12 protein-coding genes are annotated in these 19,162 nt (G+C 70.5%); 3 read left to right on the forward strand and 9 right to left on the reverse strand.

Annotation, left to right across the window (positions count from 1 at the left end):
* Positions 1-25 precede the first annotated feature (25 nt).
* A complete protein-coding gene (locus ACFXAZ_RS07615) occupies positions 26-1,678 on the reverse strand; it encodes a substrate-binding domain-containing protein (protein ID WP_384586348.1) in 1,653 nt (550 codons plus the stop codon).
* A 329-nt stretch (positions 1,679-2,007) separates the two neighbouring features.
* On the opposite strand from ACFXAZ_RS07615, the gene ACFXAZ_RS07620 reads away from it, so the two are divergent.
* On the forward strand, positions 2,008-4,650 hold the full coding sequence (locus tag ACFXAZ_RS07620; protein WP_384586350.1) for a helicase-associated domain-containing protein: 2,643 nt from the start codon (positions 2,008-2,010) through the stop codon (positions 4,648-4,650).
* Between the two features lie 370 nt (positions 4,651-5,020).
* On the forward strand, positions 5,021-5,305 hold the full coding sequence (locus ACFXAZ_RS07625; RefSeq protein ID WP_384586352.1) for a hypothetical protein: 285 nt from the start codon (positions 5,021-5,023) through the stop codon (positions 5,303-5,305).
* Here the strand turns inward: ACFXAZ_RS07625 and istB are convergent.
* Entirely contained in the window at positions 5,289-6,563 is a 1,275-nt protein-coding gene (gene istB / locus ACFXAZ_RS07630) for an IS21-like element helper ATPase IstB (protein ID WP_384586354.1), read from the reverse strand. The two genes, ACFXAZ_RS07625 and istB, sit on opposite strands and share 17 nt — an antisense overlap.
* 280 nt (positions 6,564-6,843) lie before the next feature.
* On the opposite strand from istB, the gene ACFXAZ_RS07635 reads away from it, so the two are divergent.
* Positions 6,844-8,487: a DNA repair helicase XPB gene (locus ACFXAZ_RS07635; protein WP_384586356.1), complete on the forward strand. Its 1,644-nt coding sequence runs from the start codon at positions 6,844-6,846 to the stop codon at positions 8,485-8,487.
* Here ACFXAZ_RS07635 and ACFXAZ_RS07640 read toward each other — a convergent pair.
* The 7 genes from ACFXAZ_RS07640 to ACFXAZ_RS07670 all read right to left on the reverse strand — a co-directional run bounded on the left by ACFXAZ_RS07640 (position 8,439) and on the right by ACFXAZ_RS07670 (position 18,803).
* Positions 8,439-9,680 carry a glycosyltransferase 87 family protein gene (locus ACFXAZ_RS07640; RefSeq protein ID WP_384586358.1) on the reverse strand — a complete coding sequence of 414 codons (1,242 nt, stop codon included), beginning with the start codon at positions 9,678-9,680 and terminating at the stop codon, positions 8,439-8,441. The genes ACFXAZ_RS07635 and ACFXAZ_RS07640 overlap by 49 nt on opposite strands.
* 119 nt (positions 9,681-9,799) lie before the next feature.
* On the reverse strand, positions 9,800-10,900 hold the full coding sequence (locus tag ACFXAZ_RS07645; RefSeq protein ID WP_384586360.1) for a hypothetical protein: 1,101 nt from the start codon (positions 10,898-10,900) through the stop codon (positions 9,800-9,802).
* A 99-nt stretch (positions 10,901-10,999) separates the two neighbouring features.
* Entirely contained in the window at positions 11,000-13,081 is a 2,082-nt protein-coding gene (fxlM, locus tag ACFXAZ_RS07650) for a methyltransferase, FxLD system (RefSeq protein WP_384586362.1), read from the reverse strand.
* Between the two features lie 23 nt (positions 13,082-13,104).
* A complete protein-coding gene (locus ACFXAZ_RS07655) occupies positions 13,105-14,379 on the reverse strand; it encodes a lanthionine synthetase C family protein (RefSeq protein WP_384586364.1) in 1,275 nt (424 codons plus the stop codon).
* On the reverse strand, positions 14,376-17,444 hold the full coding sequence (locus ACFXAZ_RS07660; protein WP_384586366.1) for a lantibiotic dehydratase: 3,069 nt from the start codon (positions 17,442-17,444) through the stop codon (positions 14,376-14,378). The genes ACFXAZ_RS07655 and ACFXAZ_RS07660 overlap by 4 nt, the downstream gene beginning before the upstream one ends.
* Before the next feature lie 85 nt (positions 17,445-17,529).
* Positions 17,530-17,706 carry an FxLD family lanthipeptide gene (locus ACFXAZ_RS07665; RefSeq protein ID WP_384586368.1) on the reverse strand — a complete coding sequence of 59 codons (177 nt, stop codon included), beginning with the start codon at positions 17,704-17,706 and terminating at the stop codon, positions 17,530-17,532.
* A 287-nt stretch (positions 17,707-17,993) separates the two neighbouring features.
* Entirely contained in the window at positions 17,994-18,803 is an 810-nt protein-coding gene (locus ACFXAZ_RS07670; RefSeq protein ID WP_384586370.1) for a hypothetical protein, read from the reverse strand.
* Positions 18,804-19,162: the final 359 nt, after the last annotated feature.

The following is a 19,162-nucleotide window of genomic DNA, read 5'->3' on the forward strand; positions in this document are numbered from 1 at the left end:
CCGTTTCGGCCCGCGATGGCCGGTGCTACGACGGTAGCGCAGTCGGGACCGGCCATTCCGGGCTGCACTCGCCGGGGTCCCGCATGTCGGAGCAGAGGCCGTGGCCGTGCTCGCGGACGGAGTCCCGGCCGGCCTGCTGGGTGAGGAAGGTCAGGAAGGCGGCGGCGACGGAACCGGCGGGCGGGATGCCGTAGGTGTAGGCGAACTCGGTCTGCCAGAAGGGGTACGACCTGTCTTCGACGCCGTCGACGGTGGCAGGCGCGTCGCCGATGTGGATCTTCGCCAGGGTGTCGGCGTCCGTGTCCCCCACGGCACCGGCTTCGCTGTAGCCGATGGCGCCCGGGATCTCGCGGACCATGCGGAGCATGGTGTCGGTGTCGCCGACCTCGCAGCGACCGTATGTCTTCTTGTCTCCACGGAAGGCGGCGCAGTCGGTCTCGGTGAACTGGTTCGGCTGCTTGCCCAGAACCTTGTCGACGAGGGCGGCGCGAGTGCCGGACTGGGCTTCGCGGTTGATGACGCGGACGGGGAGGTTTCCCTTGCCGACCTCGGACCAGTTCTTGATCTCGCCGGAGAAGATTCCGCGGAGCTTTTCGCTGTCGAGCTTCGCCACCTGGGTGTCCACGTTCACCACGACGGCGAACACGAGGACGCCGACGGGGTGCGCGATCAGAGCAGTGTGGTTGTCTTCCGCTTCGCCGTCGCTGAAGGCGAGATGGTCACCGAGTCCCTCATGGACCGATATCCCCGACTGCTCCCCGGCGTGTTCCAGCTCGGTGATGCCGTCGGTGCTGCCCTGGAAGTCGTCGTCCGCCAGCGGAATGCTCAGGCCCGATCCCTCGCACCGCTCGACCATGTCCTCGGCGGCGGCCCGTACGGCGGGGGCGAAGGCCGTGGAGCCGGACAGCTTCAGTTCGCCCGCGACGCAGTCCAGCGGCGGGCGCAGCCCGTTGGGCACGAAGACGAGGACCGCCTGGGCGATGACGGCCGCGGTCAGCACCCAGATGCCGTACCAGGCCGGGCGGGAGGCGAAGACATGGCTCTCGGTACGGGCCAGCTTCAGCCGAAGGAACCGCATCACGGGGTCGTGCCAGCGGGAGTTGCTGCCGACCGCGCCCACGAACTCCGGGGCGGGGAAGGCGCCGGTGCCCCGGTCGTCGGGCCAGCGTTCCAGCACCACCAGCACCTTGTACTCGGCGCCGCGCGGCAGGGTGGCCTTCGGCAGCCGGATGACACCGGCGCCGTCGTTGTTGTCGAAGCGGAAGCCGGAGGTGGCGACGGTCTGTCCGGTCTCGTCCACCCGGAGGAAGAAGCCGGCCAGCTCCCTCTGGCTCAGTTCGGTGACGACCATGGCGGCGACCTGGCGTCCGGGGAAGGTGACTGTTATGCCGTGGTCGTCGTCGGCGGGTGCGAGATAGTCGCCCGCCTCGATCGGGGTCGAGCCGGCGTTCTCGATGCGCAGCAGCACGAAGGAGGGGTCCTTCAGCCGGTGGCCGTCGCGTTCCATGCCGCGCAGCACCTCGGCGTGCTGGGACTGGGTGGCGTCGGCGGCGAGGGTGTCCATCTGCACCCGGTAGCCGAGCCGCTTGCGGCCGACGACGATGAACTCCCAGAGGAAGGCCGCGACCGGAATGGCGAGAGAGAGGACGGCGATCCACCGCTCGACCTGATCATTCATCGAATGCCCCCTGATTCGACTGAGGTGATCCATGTCGGTTCGTGCGCCACGCAATTGACTGGGGGTCAAGAGTGACCAGCGGTCGCCGAGTGTGACCAGGGTCACCGGAATCGTCCCGAGGAAGTTCACCCCTAGGACATCTCGGTAACGTCCCGTTCGCCGGGGGACGCCGGGCACACAGGCGACCGGACGGGGCGAGGCCGGGCGGCGCATTCCCGTGCGGTCGGCGCACTCCTCCTCCCCGGGTGGCCGTACCCCGCGCGCCCGGCCGGCCCCACCCGATGCCCAAGGGCGGCGCCCCGGCACACCGACCCGCTACCGTTGACCGGATGAGCGACGTGAAGCCGGCCGCCCCGCGCTCCCTCGCGGAAGCGCTCCGCGCCAGGGACGACGCCTCCCTGGCCGCGCTGCTGCGCAGTCGCCCGGATCTCGTCACGCCGGTCCCGACCGATCTGACCCAGCTGGCCACCCGCGCGGGCACCCGTGCCTCGGTGCTGCGGGCGCTGGAGCGGCTGGACCGTTTCGCCCAGCAGACTGCGCAGGCGCTGGCCGTCGCCCCGGATCCGGCGACGTACGGCGAACTGCTCGCCCTGCTGGCGGGCGACGAGGGCGATCCGGCGGTGACGGACGCGCTGCCCGGGGCGGTGGCGACGCTGCGCGGACAGGCGCTGGTGTGGGGCGGCGACGACCGGCTGCGGCTGGTGCGCACGGCCCAGGAGCTGCTGGCGCCCTCGCCGCAGCATCCGTCCCCGACCGGCCTCGGCCCGACCGTGCGGGAGGCGACGGCGGGGATGTCGCCGGGGCGGATCCAGGAGATCGTGGCGGCGGCCGGGCTGCCCGCCACGCACGACGCGGTGTCGGCGGCGGTGGCGCTGACGGGCCTGTTCGGCGACCGCGGGCGGCTGGCCGCGCTGCTCGCGAAGGCCCCGGCGGAGTCCCTCGACGTCCTGACCCGGCTGGTGTGGGGGCCGCCGTACGGGCAGGTCACGGCGGATCCGGCGCCCCGGCTGCGGTGGCTGCTCGACCGGGGGCTACTGCTGCCGACGGCGCCCGGGACGGTCGTACTCCCCCGGGAAGTGGCCCTGCATCTGCGGGGCGGCCGGGCCCACCGGACGCCGGAACCACTGCCTCCGGCGGTGGTCGCGGCCTCCGTCCACCGGGCCCGGGTGGTGGACTCGACGGCGGCCGGACAGGCGTTCACCGCGCTGGCCACGATCGAGGAGCTGCTGAAGGACTGGGACGAGGGCGGGCCGGCCGTGCTGCGGGCGGGCGGTCTGAGCGTGCGCGATCTGAAGCGTACGGCGGTCGCCCTCGATGTCTCCGAGCCGGTCGCCGCCTTCTGGGTGGAGCTGGCCCACGCGGCCGGTCTGATCGCCTCCGACGGGGAGACGGACGAGCGGTTCGCGGCGACGCCGCTGTACGACGAGTGGCGCGACCGGCCCCCGGCGGAGCGCTGGGCACAGCTGGCGGAGACCTGGCTGACGGCGACGCGCACGCCGGGGCTGGTCGGCGGGCGGGACGGCAAGGACCGCACCCTGGCGGCGCTGGGCCCCGGCCTCGACCGCTCGGCCGCGCCGGAGGTACGGCACCGGGTGCTGGCCCTCCTCGCGGACCTGCCGCCGGGCGGGGCCCCGACCCCCGGGTCGGTCCTGGACCGGCTGCGCTGGGAACGCCCCCCGCGCCGCGAGGACGACCTCCGCTCCCGGCTCGCCCGCTGGACGCTGACCGAGGCGGAATTGCTGGGGATCACGGGGCGGGGGGCGCTGGCGGGGCACGGCCGGGTGCTGCTGGGGCTGGCGGACGCGGACCTGGCATCCGCTGCCGACGACGCCCCTCCGCACACCGGCGACAACCTTCCCCACCCCGGCGACGCCCCTCCCCACCCTGGCGGCGATGCCTCCGACGACGCCTCCGACGCCGGAGCCAAGCTCCCCGTCCACCACCGCTCCCGCCCCCACCCCGTACCGGAGCCGCTCTCCGCCGCCGAACAGGCCGTGGCGTCCGCGGCGGCGGCCCGCGCACTGGCCCCGCAGCTGCCCGAGCCGCTCGATCACGTCCTGCTCCAGGCGGACCTCACCGCCGTGGCGCCCGGCCCGCTCCAGCGCCCGCTCGCGGAGGTGCTGGGGGTGGTCGCGGACGTGGAGTCCAAGGGCGGGGCGACGGTGTACCGCTTCACGCCGGGTTCGGTACGGCGTGGCCTCGACGCCGGTCAGACGGCCTCCGACCTGCATGCCTTCCTCGCGACGCACTCACGGACGCCGGTGCCGCAGCCGTTGGCGTACCTGATCGACGACGTGGCCCGCCGCCACGGCCATCTGCGGATCGGCGCGGCGTCGGCGTACGTGCGCTGCGACGACGACGCCGTGCTCGGCGAGATCCTCGCCGACAAGCGGTCCGCCGGGCTGCGGCTGCGGCGGCTCGCGCCGACCGTGCTGGCCGCGCAGACCGACCCGGGCTCGCTGCTGGAGGGGCTGCGGGCGATGGGCTTCGCACCGGCCGCCGAGTCGGCGGAGGGGGACGTCCTGATCACCCGCGCGCTGGCCCACCGCACGCCGCCGCGCGCCGCGCCCGAGCCGGTCCCGGACGGGCCGCCGCCGCCCGACGCGACGCTGCTGAGGGCGGCGATCCGGGCGATCCGCGCGGGCGACCTGGCCGCCACGACCCCGCGCAAGGACACCCCGGCGACGACCGGCGGCGACCTGCCCCGCACCGGCCCCGCCGAGACCCTCGCCACCATGCAGGCCGCCGTACTGACCGGCCAGACCCTGTGGATCGGTTACGTCAACGCCGAGGGCGCCGCCAGTCAGCGCGTGATCGCCCCGGTGCGGGTCGAGGGCGGTTACGTCACGGCGTACGACCACACGGCGGACGAGGTCCGCACGTATCCGCTGCACCGGATCACGGGGGTGGCGGAGCTGGCGGCGGAGGACGAGCGGGCGGGCGGGCCGGACGGGGAGACGGGCTCGGGCTGAGGCCCCCGCGGTCCCCCATGGGCACGACCCTCCACCCGTCACTCCCCGGGGTGTATCCCCCGATTCATGCACGCCACGCCGAGGGCTTCGCCCCCATGAGGGACGTTGACCGGCGTGCCGCATCCCGGTGGGGAGGGGCGGGCAGCCACGGGGTGTTCTGATCGAGCTCGTGCACCCGGGGACGCGGGCAGGTCCCGGACCCGGGCGGGTCGGGCGGGTTCCGTCGAAGTCCAAGCCGCAGCCGAAAGGGAACTCCATGCGCCACGCCCGCAGAGTCGCCGCCGCACCGACCACGACCGCGGGCACGGCGGAGGGCCGGGCACGGTCCCCCGGTCCAGCCGGCCCCCGGTTCTCCCCTCACGCTCCGCTGATGAAAGGCCCCGACGCTCCCATGCGTGCCAAGCGCCCCGTCTCCCCCCGTACCGCCACCGTCGCCGTCACGCTCGCCGCGCTGATCTCCACCGCCGCGCTGATCGCCGCCCTCGCTCCCGAGGCGGACGCCGCCCCGGGAGCCGTCGCGGCGCCGCTCAACGCGGCCACGCCCCTTCCGCTGCCCGCCGTCATCGGCCCGGGGTCGCTGATCTCCGAGACGCTGAACGTGGAGGGCCCGCTGATCAACAACATCGTGGTGCCGGGACTCACCGGCCCGAAGTGACCCAGCGGGTGCGATAGCTGTCGCCGTCCAGGCGGACGATCTCGGCGTGGTGGGCGAGCCGGTCGGCCATGGCCGCCGCGGCCGGGCCGCTGAAGACCTCGTCCCAGCGGCCGGGCGGCCGGTCGCCGGTGACGATGATCGAGCCGCGCTGGTAGCGGTGGGCGACGAGCTGGAAGAAGAGGCGGGTGGTGTCCGCGTCGAAGGGGACGTATCCGACCTCGTCGACGATCAGCAGGCCGTAGCCGTCCAGCTCCGCGAGTTCGGCGTCCAGCCGCCCGGCCGCCTGGGCCGTCGCCAGCCGTACGGCCCACTCCGCGGCGGTCGCGAACCGCACCCGGTGCCCCGCCTCGCAGGCCCGTACGCCCAGCCCCACCGCCAGATGGGTCTTGCCGGTGCCGGGCGGGCCGGTGAAGACGACGTTGTGCCCGGCGGGGAGGAAGTCCAGTTTGCCGAGCCGGGTCACGGCCTCGCGGTCGAAGAGGCGGGGGTGCTCGGCGTCGAAGTGCTCCAGCAGGGTGCGGGAGGGGAATCCGGCCTCGCCGATCCGCGACTCCGCCCCCGCCTCACCCGCGCGCGGCGCGGGAATCGGCAGCGCGGGGCCCGGCGCCGGTAGGTGCTCCTGAACGGGCGTCGTGCTGTCCGGGCCATCAGGGCCGTCCGGGTGGGGACGGGTGGCCTCCCGGTGCTGCAACTGGATCTCGCTGTGGATCTGGTCGGCCCGCGCGGCCATCGGCCCGGACATGTACGCCAGGATCGCGGCCGACACGATGAACGCCATGTGGATCACCGTGCCCCACAGCAGCGAGTGCTTCGAGGTGCGGTGCACGTCCACGAACATCTGGAGCAGATGCACCGAGGAGATCCCGACGATCGCCGTGGCCAGCTTGACCTTGAGGACGTTCGGGTTGACGTGCGAGAGCCACTCCGGCTGATCGCGGTGGCCCTGGAGGCCGATCCGGGAGACGAAGGTCTCGTAACCGCCGACGATCACCATGATCAGCAGATTGGCGATCATCACGACATCTACTAATTTCAGGACCGCGAGCATCACGTAGGTCTCGGTCGCCCGTCCGCCCACGCAGGTGAGGATGAGTTTCCACAGTTCGTAGAAGAACTTGTAGACGTACACGCCCTGCACGGCCACCAGGCCGAAATAGAGCGGTGCCTGGAGCCAGCGGGTCGCGAACAGCGCGAGCCCGAGCGTGCGCGGGGGCGGCGTGGGCGCGAAGGGGGCGGAGGTCAGGGATGTGGAGGTCAAGGATGTGGAGGTCAGGGATCGGGGAGTCGCAGATGTGGGAGTCACAGATGTGGGGGTCGAGTGCTGCACACTCCCGCATTCTCCGGACCACCCCACCCGCCGGATCAACCTGAGCCACCCCCAGGGCTGAATAGACATCCCGTACGACGGGTGGCATCGGGTCGGAAAGTCGACATCGCCGGTGGCCGGACCGCTCACGGCTTCCGGGCCGGCACAGGCGGACGATCAGGCACACTGGACGTTTGGCCGAACCGTCCGGCCGCACGAAAGGGTGCCGCGCGTGAATGGTCCGTTGATCGTCCAGTCCGACAAGACCCTGCTCCTGGAAGTGGATCACGAGCAGGCCGACGACTGCCGTCGGGTCATCGCCCCGTTCGCCGAGCTGGAGCGGGCGCCGGAGCACATCCACACCTATCGGGTGACGCCGCTCGGGCTGTGGAACGCGCGGGCGGCCGGGCATGACGCCGAGCAGGTCGTGGACGCGCTGGTGGAGTACAGCCGCTACCCGGTGCCGCACGCGCTGCTGGTCGACATCGCCGAGACGATGGACCGCTACGGGCGGCTGACGCTGAGCAAGCACCCGGCGCACGGGCTGGTGCTCACCAGCACCGACCGTCCGGTGCTGGAGGAGGTGCTGCGGTCCAAGCGGATCGCCCCGCTGGTCGGCGCCCGGATCGACCCGGACACCGTCGCCGTGCACCCCTCCGAGCGCGGGCAGATCAAGCAGACGCTGCTGCGGCTGGGCTGGCCCGCGGAGGATCTCGCCGGGTACGTGGACGGTGAGGCGCACGCCATCGCGCTGCACGAGGACGGCTGGGCGCTGCGGCCGTACCAGAAGCAGGCCGTGGAGAACTTCTGGCACGGCGGCAGCGGGGTGGTGGTGCTGCCCTGCGGCGCGGGAAAGACGCTGGTCGGGGCGGGTGCGATGGCGCAGGCGCAGTCGACGACGCTGATCCTGGTCACCAACACCGTCTCGGCCCGGCAGTGGAAGCACGAGCTGGTGAAGCGGACCTCGCTGACCGAGGAGGAGATCGGTGAGTACAGCGGTACGCGCAAGGAGATCCGGCCGGTCACCATCGCCACGTACCAGGTGCTCACCACGCGGCGGAAGGGTGTCTACCCGCACCTCGAACTCTTCGACTCGCGGGACTGGGGCCTGATCCTCTACGACGAGGTGCATCTGCTCCCCGCGCCGGTCTTCAAGTTCACCGCGGATCTCCAGGCGCGGCGGCGGCTCGGCCTGACGGCGACCCTCGTCCGCGAGGACGGCCGGGAGTCGGATGTCTTCTCCCTGATCGGCCCGAAGCGGTTCGACGCGCCCTGGAAGGAGATCGAGGCGCAGGGCTATATCGCGCCCGCGGACTGTGTGGAGGTGCGGGTCAATCTGACCGACACCGAGCGGCTCGCGTACGCCACGGCGGAGGCGGAGGAGAAGTACCGCTTCTGTGCGACGACCGAGACCAAGCGCAAGGTGACCGAGGCGATCGTGCGCCGCTTCGCGGGGCAGCAGATCCTGGTCATCGGCCAGTACATCGACCAGTTGGACGAGCTGGGCGAGCATCTGGACGCGCCCGTGATCAAGGGCGAGACGTCCAACGCCCAGCGCGAGAAGCTGTTCGGCGCCTTCCGCGAGGGCGAGATCAGTGTGCTGGTCGTGTCCAAGGTCGCCAACTTCTCCATCGACCTGCCGGAGGCGACGGTCGCCGTGCAGGTGTCGGGCACGTTCGGCTCCCGCCAGGAGGAGGCGCAGCGCCTGGGCCGGGTGCTCCGGCCGAAGGCCGACGGCCACAAGGCCCACTTCTACTCGGTGGTCGCCCGCGACACCATCGACCAGGACTTCGCGGCCCACCGCCAGCGCTTCCTCGCCGAGCAGGGTTACGCGTACCGGATCGTGGACGCGGACGAACTCCTCGCGGAGGGCTGAGCCGCCGCGCCGAGCAGCAGCGCGAGGCCCAGCAGGGCGTAGGGCGACGCCAGCGGCTGCTGCCACCAGGGCAGTTGCAGGTCCAGCGCGCCCTGGTGCGGGACCAGCCACATCGTGCGGGCCGTGCAGAGCAGGGCGGTGACGGCGGCCAGGGCGAGGCGCCCCCGGGCGAGGAGCAGAGCGATCAGGGGAACGCACCAGACCCAGTGATGGCTCCAGCTGATCGGGCAGACCAGCAGGGCGGTACCGGCCGCGAGGAGCACGGCGGTGGGCTCGTCCGGGGCGCGGCGGACCAGCCACAGACCGGCGACGGCGACGACCGCCGCCGGGAGCACCCAGGCGAGGCCCGGGTGGGGGTCGCCCAGGGCGCGGGCGATGAGCCCCTGCAAGGACTGGTTGTCGACGATCCATGGCTTTCCGACGCGGCCGGTGTCGTGGAGGTGCCGGGTCCAGAAGTCGAGGCTGGCGCGGGGCAGTACGAGCGCGCCGAGCGCGACGGTCCCCACGAACGCGGCCACCGCCGTGGCGGCCTCGCGGTACCGGCCTCGTAGCAGGAGGTAGGCGATGAAGACGGCGGGGGTCAGTTTGACCCCGGCCGCGACGCCGATGGCCACGCCCGTGCCCCGGGCGCCGGGTGCCCTGGTGAGATCCCAGAGGACCAGACAGGCGAGGGCGAGATTGATCTGGCCGAAGAGGAGGGTCTGGAAGACGGGCTCCAGCCAGAGGGCCAGGGCGGTGGCTGTGCAGAGGGTGAGGGTCTGGTTGACGTCCGGGCGGGGCATCGGGTGACCGGCCACGCGGCCGTCCGGGCGGGGCATCGGGTGACCGGCCACGCGGCCGTCCGGGCGGGGCGTCGGGTGACCGGCGAGCCGGGTGGACAGGTGGATGAGGCAGGCGAGGAGAGCCAGGTTGCCGATGAGGAACGCGCCCTTGAGCAGCGGCAGCGGCAGCCAGGCCAGGGGGGTGAACAGCAGCGCGGCGAAGGGCGGGTAGGTGGCGGGGAGTTGCCACTCGGTGACGGTGAAGCCGTACAGATCACGACCACCGGCGACGGCCGCGCCCTCGGCCCGGTACACGAGTACGTCGGCCATGGGGAGGCCGTGCACCGCGCAGAGGGTGAGGAAGGCGGCGAGGGAGGCGAAACAGACAGCGAGGGCGACACGGGGAGTTACTTTTTCTGAGCGGTGAGTCACCAGGTGACCCTAGGCATCGCTTCCGGCGGACGCGCGCTTCCTCGCCGTACTCGCCGGGGATGACGACGCTGGCTGGAACACGCCGTCTGGCGGGGAAGGTCGGGGCCGGTGGTGGAGAACTACGTGGAGTTCCTCAAGGAACGAGTGATCACCATTTCGCTGCGATCGAGAGCGGCCGAGAGGTCGCTCGCCAGTTCCTCCGGGAGAACTCCGGTTCCCAGGCCGCAGGACCGGACCAGATCACGGCACGCCTGGGCGTCGCTTTCCGTGGAGAGGGCGGTGAACGGCCCGTGCGACAGAACGTCGCGGGCGGCATATCCGTTCAGCGATTCGGTGATCCGCCGGTTCAGCTCTTCGACGATTCGGCCTGCTCCCGGGTGGTGCGGCCCCACAGCGTCCAGGACCGTGATGCCGAGCCGAGCGTCGAAGACGGTCAGCCCGGGTTCGGCGTCTCGTCCGAGGTAGGTGTTCACCAGTTCGGCCGCGCAGCCGTCGAGACGATGTCCTGCGTCGTGGCGGCACAGCACGGTCAGGCACGCGGTGACGGCCCGCTCCCACGGCTCACCAGGAGTCGTGTCGGCGAGCAACGCCGCCGCGCGCCGGCTGTCACCCGAGGTCAGGGCTGCTACGACAGCGACTTGCCGTCCGTCGAGCATCCGTGTGCCCACGCCTCGATGTCGCTCGATGTGCGCCAGGGCTTCAGGCCAACGGCCCGTGCTGGTGAGCGTTCGGGTGCCGTCGGCGAGCACTACGCGCCACAGCCACGCGTGAACCTCCCTCCGGGCCTCGGCCGTCGCGGTCAGTGCGGCCGGCACGGCAATGCTCTCGAAGACCGCAGAGCCGCTGCTCCCGACGGCCTCGTACAGGTCCAGCAGCCGCTGCCGCCCGTCGTCGGTCCGGCCGGCGCGGATCTGCAAGCGGGCCAGGTTGACCACGGGCTCCAGCCCACGGATGGCGCTCATGGCGGGCAACGGGCAGGCACGAAGGTATGCCTCGGCATGTCGGCGGCACATGGAGCGGGCCAGTGCGGGAAGACCGAGGTCGGACGCCAGAAGCGCGGCTTGGTTGAAGACGGTGGAGGCCAGACCTTGTTCATCATGTCGCACCGCCCTTTCGGCCAGTGCTGCGAGAGCACTCAAACGGGCGGGCAGCGGCAGACAGGCGGGCCGGAAGCGGGCAACGAGGGGAAATCGCCTGGCTATCGGTCCATGCGGGTCCATACGTTCCCCCCGGGGAGGCGAGCACGGGTCGAACGAGGAGGGATGGCCGGTGCCCACCGGGCGGCTTCGGGCACCGGCCGTCTCATATGCCGACCGGTGTCACCGCCAGTCGACGATGACGAGGTTCAGCGGGGTTTCGAGAACGAAGAGACCGGGGGTCTGCTCGGTCACCGGGGTGCCGAGATGCTGGATCTCGAACCTGGCCTCCCGATCGCGGTATTCGCGGTCCCAGGTACGGATCGTGTCGGCCACTTTCGCGGCCAGCTCGTCACTGCCGGGACCGTGACCGATCACGCCGAACTCCCAGAGCTTGCCACCCTCGGGGGTCTTCTGGTCCGACAGTCTGCGGGCGAGATACGTGAGGGCGCCTTTGTCCACGGCCACGCTGGACGACGGGTATGGGTCATCGGTGAGGACGGTGCCCTTGGCCTCCTTCGGGAACAGCATCCGGATCAGGCCGCTGGGCAGGGAGCAGGAGACGAACAGCTCCATCCACTCCGGCGATTCCATGGCCCGGACCACCATGCCGGTCCACTCCTCGGAGCGCGGCTGCTCCAGCACACCGGCCAGGGCCTCGGCGTCGATCGGCTGCCCCGCGGGAGCCTGAAGCCGTACGGAGCCGTCCGCGCTGAGCGGGATGACACGGCGGTCGTCGTCGGCGATGCCACGCCGTAGCGGCATGAAGGTGTTCATCTCGCTGCTGACGCTGGTCCAGCGGCCATCGCGCTGTTCATACGCGATGGAGCGGGAGACGCTGCCCTTGAGCCGCTGGGGAACCACGAGCCGTCCGCCCGGGGCGAGCTGCTCCATCCAGGCGGGCGGAACGCCGTGCGCGCCGACCGTGGCGATGACTCGGTCGTACGGTGCTCCCTGGGCGTGACCGACGGCGCCGTCGCGGGTGAGTACCTCGACATTGGTGAACCCCGCCGCAGCCAGGTGGGCTCGGGCACCCTCCACGAGGTCGTCATCGACATCGATGGTCGTGACGTGGCCGGTCTCGCCGACAAGGTGCGCGAGCAGAGCGGCGTTGTAGCCGCTGCCCGCACCAAGTTCGAGGATGCGTTCGCCCGGCTGGGCGTCAAGCTGGTCGAGCATCAGGGCGACGACCACCGGCTGTGAGGCGCAGGAGATCGACGTGCCATCGGTGTCGTACTTGATGTTCACCGGGACGTTGGCGTAGGCGTCTTCGAGGGTGGCATCCGGCACGAAGAGGTGGCGCGGCACGGTACGCAGAGCGGTCTCGACCGCGGGCGTACAGGCATATCCGGATTCGCGGATCTTTTCGACCAGGGCGTTGCGGAGCGGTACGGCATCGGCCTCGAAGGTGGTGAGGGTGTCGGAATTCACCGCCCTGACGCTAGTGGTTTCGGGCGTGCCCTCGGCGGACGACGCGGTGCTGCCACTCGATCCCATGACTGCCTCTCGTGCGATGTGGAACAGGGCGCTCTGGTCGTCCGGGGGAAGACCAGCGCGGTTGGCGTGGAAGATCACGTGATGGGCGATGACGGCTCGCAGGCCACGAGTGAGTCCGCCCCCGGCGGCGAGGTGCCCCAGTGTCGTACCGGCCCTCTCGAAGGCGGCCACCCACTCAGCCTGCTCATCAAGCGGGCCGGTCGGACGGCACAAGCTGCGTGTGTCAGCGGTCATCAACTTCTGCATGGCCGAGATCAAGGCGGCGGCCCGTTCTGGAGCAAGGGCTTCGGTCTCCGGTCGGAAAGAGGCGGCCTTCGCCCACACGTCGCCCTGCTCGAACCAGTCCAGATGGGCAGCCCGCATCATGGCGCTGATCAGAAGGACGGCGGTCTCACGACGCCCCAATCGCCCTGGGGCAGGCTGGTAGGTGAGCACATGGCGACTGTCCTCGTGGAACAGACCGTGTGCGGCGTTCATGGCATCCGTGCCGCCGAAGGCACTGGTCTCAGGCTCGTAGATGCCAGGCACCCATAGCCGGACCGTGCCGTCATCGACGAGGTCGCTCAGCAGGGACACGACCGACGGAGACGGCTCGGCCGCGCGATACCGCAGCGGCCACGGATGCTTGTTCATGAACCACCAGCCGACAAGCTGTCCATCTTCCGCAGCCGAGAGCAGGGTGGGGCCAAGTCGCTCGACAATGGCTCGCTTACCGGTCGCGCGGTCGGTGAAGGTGATGTTGTGCTGGTGCCAGCGGTCCGGGGGCATGAGGAGGTCCTTCGGTGAGTGGATCACGCGATGAGCAGGCAGGAGTCCCAGGCGGTTACGGGTGCGGTGGTAGTAGCAGGAGCCAGGAGTGCCAAGGCCATCCCGGAGGCACCATTCAGGAATCCAGGCCCCGCCTCCATGTCCTGAATGACCGCGTTCGCCAAGTCTTCCGCGACGGCTCCCGGCGGGCAGACGATGCCCAGAAGTGGTGAGATCGCCGCGCGGAGCTGTCCCACTGTCGAAGGGCGCGCGTCGGCGGCGGTCCGGGCCGCAACGTGGGCGAGGCCGGCGAAGCCGTGGCACAGGCCGTTGTCCGTGGTGGCCTTGAGTTGGGCGACGTCCGTGAGGGCAGCCACAAGTGCGGCCTCTGCCTCAACCTGGCCGTCGACGTTGCCGAGCGCCAGCGCGGCGAGCTGCTTCGCTCGGGCGATGCCGACTGTGCCGTAACACCAGGAAGGGCGCCGTGGCGCGGAGGGGGTGAGGCGACCGGAGCGCAACTCGTCTCGGGTCACCCAGTACGGCCAGGAAAGGCCAGGACCGCTCTCCACCTGCCAGCGATTCAGCCACGCCAGGAACGTCGAGAGGGCCTCGCGGTGGCCGCCGACGGTGATGTCGCGTCGCATGGCAAGGGCCAGCAGGGCGAGAACACCGCCGATGCCGTGCGCCATACCGCTGTTGGCGTGGCCGCCCGAAAAGCGGTTGTCGGGGCGGCCGGAGGGTCCGGTCGATGTCCACCAGCCCGGCAGGACTTCGCCCTCGTGAACGATCGGCTCGGCAAGACGCACGCAGTAGTCGAGGATGGCACGAACAGCGGTACCGGCGGGGTCGTGCCGAAGGAAGTAGGCGCCGTAGCCGACCAGGCCCCGGATCGTGTCGAACTCGGCGAGTTCCGGCGGGTGTCCGGCGTCGGCGCGGTGGTTCGCGGCCGAAAGGCGGCGGCTAACGTCGACGGACATCTGACGGTTCAAGGAGTCTCGGGCGCGCTGGTAGGCGTCCGGCAGATGTTCGGCGGCACAGGACAGGGCGTGAGCAAGGGCAGGAGCGCCGTAGAACGCGTGGCTGCCGGGACCGCTGGTGAACGGCTCCCGGGCAGCAGCGGTGAGCCAGGCATGAGCGCGCTGCCACGAGCCCGCTCCGGCGGCGGCTCGCTCGATGTGTAGAAGTGCGATACCGGTGGGACCGTACGCGAGATGCTGGCGGTGCGAGGGCTCCACTTCCGGTCCCAGCGGGGTAGTGGCGGGGTCAGCGAGTCGATCGGCGACGGCATCCACCGTCTTCACCGCGAGAGCGTGGGTCATCGTGCCCTCCGTGACGTCCAGGCCAGGGCGGCGGCGCGCGCGAGGTACAAACAGACCTCTTCCTCAGGGAAGTCGACGGCGACGTGCCGAACGAAGTGGACGTGCAGCAGCGAGGAGAGAACGTCGTCCAGGCCGATACCCTCGGTGTCCGGGCTGGGAAGATACGACCGGTAGGCGGCGAGTGCAACATCACGTTCGGCCCACGCTTCCACGACGACCTGTCCGCCGGGGACGTTACGCAAGGCCGTCCAGTCCCCGGACGGATCGGCCAGCCGTACCGTCTCGGTGAATTGCGGACGCGGCACCGGAGCAGGCGCGGCGGGCGGAATGTGGTCGATCAGCCAGTGCATCGCCTCCTCGGCGCTGCCAAGGAACGCGGTGGCAATGGCGATCGTGTGGGCGGCCACGAGCGCACGCTGCTGGGGACGCTGAAGCTGGGACAGCAGAGTGACGACGGCACGCGAGTCCGTGCGGAACACCTCCTCGGCGGCGTCCCAGGCGTCGCCGGAGCCCCAGCGGCCCATCTCACGGTAGGACGTGGGGAAGCGCATGTCCGACAGCAGCCCCGCAGTGCGCAGTTCATCGGCCCAGGTGCCGATGGCGCCAGCCGTCTCGGCAAAGGCATCGGGCTCGGGCACGGCAATGCGCACCCGCAGGTGGTGACAAGGGTCGCGGAAGCGGATGAACCACCACGGCGGGCCACCGAGTCGGTCCAGCAGCGTGGGGAGGTGCTGGGCCAGGAGCTCGTCCTGGCGGCGCCGGTCGCCATACAGGGCGGTCAGCAGCAGGGAAGAGACTCCGGGCGTTTGGATCTGCTCCGGGGAGAACGCGCGGGCCAGGGTGGGGGTCGGCAGGATCGGCCAGGCTGGTGGCCTCGTGGCCTTGAGTGGCAGGACGACCTCATGTGCGCGGCCGTCGCACCAGCCGTACGCGTCGGCTTCCGGCGCTTCGAGGAGGATGGCCAGACCAACGCGGTTCAGATGCTGGCGCAGCAAGGTGCGGTGTCCGGCTCGGCCGAGGTCAAGGCGCAGGCGCTGGTCGTCCTCGGCGAGGTCGACACATTGCGGCATCCGCCGCCGGATCCGCCACTCTTCGGCGGCGGTGTCCCAGTGGGGCTGGGGGCAGTCGCGGCCGGGCAACTCGTCCGCTTCCAGCCGCCACCGTGCGGCGGAGAGCACAGTGCGCCCGTAACGCAATCGAGGCAGGTACGGCATCGTCTTCGCGGCGCCCCAGTCGAACAAGGTGACTTGGGCACACTGGGCGCGGGACAACTCCGTGAGGAAGCGGGCCAGAGGCGGGGTGTGCTCTGCGAGGTTCAACGCGTGCATCCCCACGGCCTCGATCCGGAGCCCGTGCTCGGGCGCGGCCAGATACATGCGGCGCCCATCGCAAGCTACGGCCAGATCGTCAGGCCTGAGCACATCGCTGCTGGTGGCGCGGTGCTCATGAATGCTGATCACGGTGGGCAGGACCTGCGGAGCCCGGGTGACATGGGCGCTCGCGGGCAGCAGCGGCGGGAAGGACAACTGGGCGGGGAGGGTACCGGCGTCAGCGGTCGGAAGGTCGGCAAGTTCCGCTGTCAGCCGCTTGCGGTCCTCGGGAGCCAGCACGGTGAGAAATCGGCCCATGGTGACACCGACGCCACGGGACACGCTGGCGAGCTCCAGGTCGAAACGCCCGCTGTGAAGTTCCTCGATACTGGGGGCGCACACCCGGAAGCCGACCTCCAGATGCGGCGGAACCCTGGGTCGCTCCGGCCCGAGGTCCATCGCGGCAACCAGTTCCTCGGTGAGTACTACCTCGTCACGCCCGTCGAGGACGGCGGCCTGCGCCAGCCTCACCAAGATGTCGTCCCGTACGGACAGGCGGGAGCGACGCTTGTCGGGCTGGGTTCCCGGATAGCCGTCGGGAAAGCCGGTGCCGCTGTCCGTGACGACTTCGTTGAGCGGCACCATCGTGCCGATGCCGTACCTCTCGTAGAACCGTCGCTGATATGCCTTCCATGCCGCAGTCCCGTACGGGTGGGCGCTGACCCGGGTAAGGACGCCGGCGGCACGCTCGATCTCTTGCGCAACCGCTTCTGGGAGTTCGACCCGGGCATCCAGATGAAGATCCAGAGCAAGGGGGTGCCTCTTCAAGCCCGGAACCTGAGACTGCATCCGTGCTGAAGCACGGGCCCGGCCGCTGCGGGAACCGCAACCGCTGAGATCGATCTGCACAGCGCGCAGTTCGCAGACCGCTTGAGCGGCCGACGTACGGTCGGCACCCGCAGCGTCGAGCTGGTTCAGCAGGTATTGCAGGGCGTCGGTCTCCGTACTCGGTGCGTGCAGGTTCGTGATCAGTACCACGTGCTGAACCAGCTCGCGTACGAGCCGTTGAATCTTCCAGGGGCCCGCTGCGGGGAACTCCGCAGCGAGCTTGTCAGCGAGGGCACTCGCGGGGATCGGCTCGCGGGCGGCGTCCAGGACTGTTCGTACTGGCCCGGTCAGGGCCACAGATGCCTCGACCGCACGCCGACGACGCCCCGCGGAGTCGGACTTGTACGGCACGATGAGCCGGTCACCGCGTTTCACAGTGGTGTTGTTGACGACCACCCAGAGGCGTTCCAGCAGCTCGGGGCACGACTCCAGCCGTTCGACCACGGCAGACAGCCACTCCGCGCTCGCTCGGCCGACAACCGTGTGGTTCGAGCCCCACATCGTGCGCGTGCTGGGCCCGATGGCGGCCGAGGCCACGCCGGCGAACAGGCCGAACGGCGTCGCCCGGTGTTCGGCGCGCAGCAGGTAGCGCGCTACCGAAGCGACGGCACGCCGCACATCACGCGCGGATGGGGCGGCGGATGAAAGCAGGGCTCGAACCTGCGAAGCGAGAGCAGGGCTTGCGTACTCCAAGGCTTCGGCAGCGTCCTCGTCGGACCACCCGTCCCGCAGCCACGCGAGCCGGGCAGCCTCGCCGCGCGGGGACTGGTCATCAAGGTCAGGGCATGGGGAGATGGGAAGCTCCGGCCGAGCGACCGCACGCAGAAGAGCGGTCTTCCCGGCGCGGAACACGATGCTCGAAGCCATCAAGACCTCCGTGGTCCAGGCGGGTGGCCGGTGCCTTCGCGCAGCAAGCGGCGACGGCACCGGCCTGGGTGACGCGCGCCTCGGGTCAGGCCACGTTGGTGGTGCAGGCGCCGCAGGTCTGGCCGCAGCCGTCGTCCGTCAGGCTGATCAAACCGGCGGTGTCGGCGACCTCGACCAGGGTGACGTCGAGGTCGAATTCATCCGACGTCACACCCGGGCCCTGGGGCCTGACCTGAGTGGGCTGTGTGATCTGGAAACTCATGCGAACTCCTGTTCATCAGTCGAATTGCGGATGACAGTGCTGCCGGGTGCCTACTCGCGGAGGTTACGGAGACCAACCCACCGCGGGGATGACTCCCGGCCACCCGTACCGGTCTCGACGCTGATCACACGAATGTGTCAACTCTGATTCCAGTGCGGGAGCTTGACCGCCGCGATGAGCAGGGCCGAAAGGCAACCGGCTCGCCGCGACGGTGGTCCGTGGGCCACGATCGGCCCGTCCGCCGTCCCCAAGGAGTAGAAAGGCCGGCCGAGGCAACTGGCCGTGGATCAGGACCTGGGAAGACGTACGCCTCGGTAGCCACTCCAGGCTTCACACGCCGCGACCATGGTCTCCAACCAGGAAGTACCCGGCTTTCGGGAGACGCGGAAGCGGTACATACGCAGCGTGGCAGCGGCGAAGGCGTCGATGGCGTTCGGATCGGCCTTGCTCCATGCCTCGCACGGAGATACCCAGGATTCCGCGCCCGCAGGGTCATGTCCTGCGGCAACAAGCTGGAGTACCAGCAGCGCGGGATCGATGAACGCAGCTCCCCGAGTCGGCCAGGCCCAATCCACCGCCCACAACCCCCGCTTTCCCACTAGGACGTTGCCGGGGTTGATGCCGGTATGCAGCAAGGCATCACCCTGAAGCAACACCGCCTCGCTTTCACTCTCGGTGAAGCGGTCCCAGCGGGTTTCGGCCCATCCCCGAGCCGGGTGCGGAAGATTGATCACACCGATGGATTCCACCAACTCCACCACTCCCGGCAGATCTGCCGAACCCGGCCGCAGACTGGCCGATCGCCCCTCGGCCCAGGTGAACCCGAGAACGATCCAGTCGGCGTCCTTCACATCCCACCGGATCGGCGGCGAGATGGGCCGGACATAGGGGTTGATCAGCCTCTCTCTGGCAAGCGAGGCCACTCGGCCCCCGGGCCGGTTGCGGACCGCCTTCACGAAGAACCGACCCCTTGCGGAGTCGACCTGGGCTGTGAGGTCCGAGCTGAATCCACGCACAGTGCGCTGGACAACGGACACCTCGCCGACATGGGGACGGATCAGCGCCTCAATCGCGGACGCGGGGAGATCAGAACTCATGGCCCCTTCAGTTCCTCAGTTCTTCGGTGAGCACTCGGTCCCGGGAACGGCTTGGGACGGAGCGCTGTGACAGTGCGGGCGATTCGGGGCCGTCACCAGTTGCCGGATGGTCCGTCGCCGGTCCGGCAGTGCGGGCAGTGGCAGGGGGGCCAGCGGTGGGAGTCAAGAGCCAGCGGTCCTGGGACGGCCCGGTAAGTTCGCGCTCGGGTGTGGTCGACTCGCGCACCGTCCGGCCGGACACGGTACGTCTCGATCGTCATGCGGGAGGTGCCCGGGGCGGGCGGGGTACCGGCGTTCACCGGGCGACCTCTCCGGCGTCCGGCTGGTGGCAGGGGCGGCACTCCGCCGCAAGCGGCCCC

Origin of the sequence: Streptomyces sp. NPDC059477, assembly GCF_042749375.1 — a bacterium.
Classification (GTDB): Bacteria; Actinomycetota; Actinomycetes; order Streptomycetales; family Streptomycetaceae; genus Streptomyces.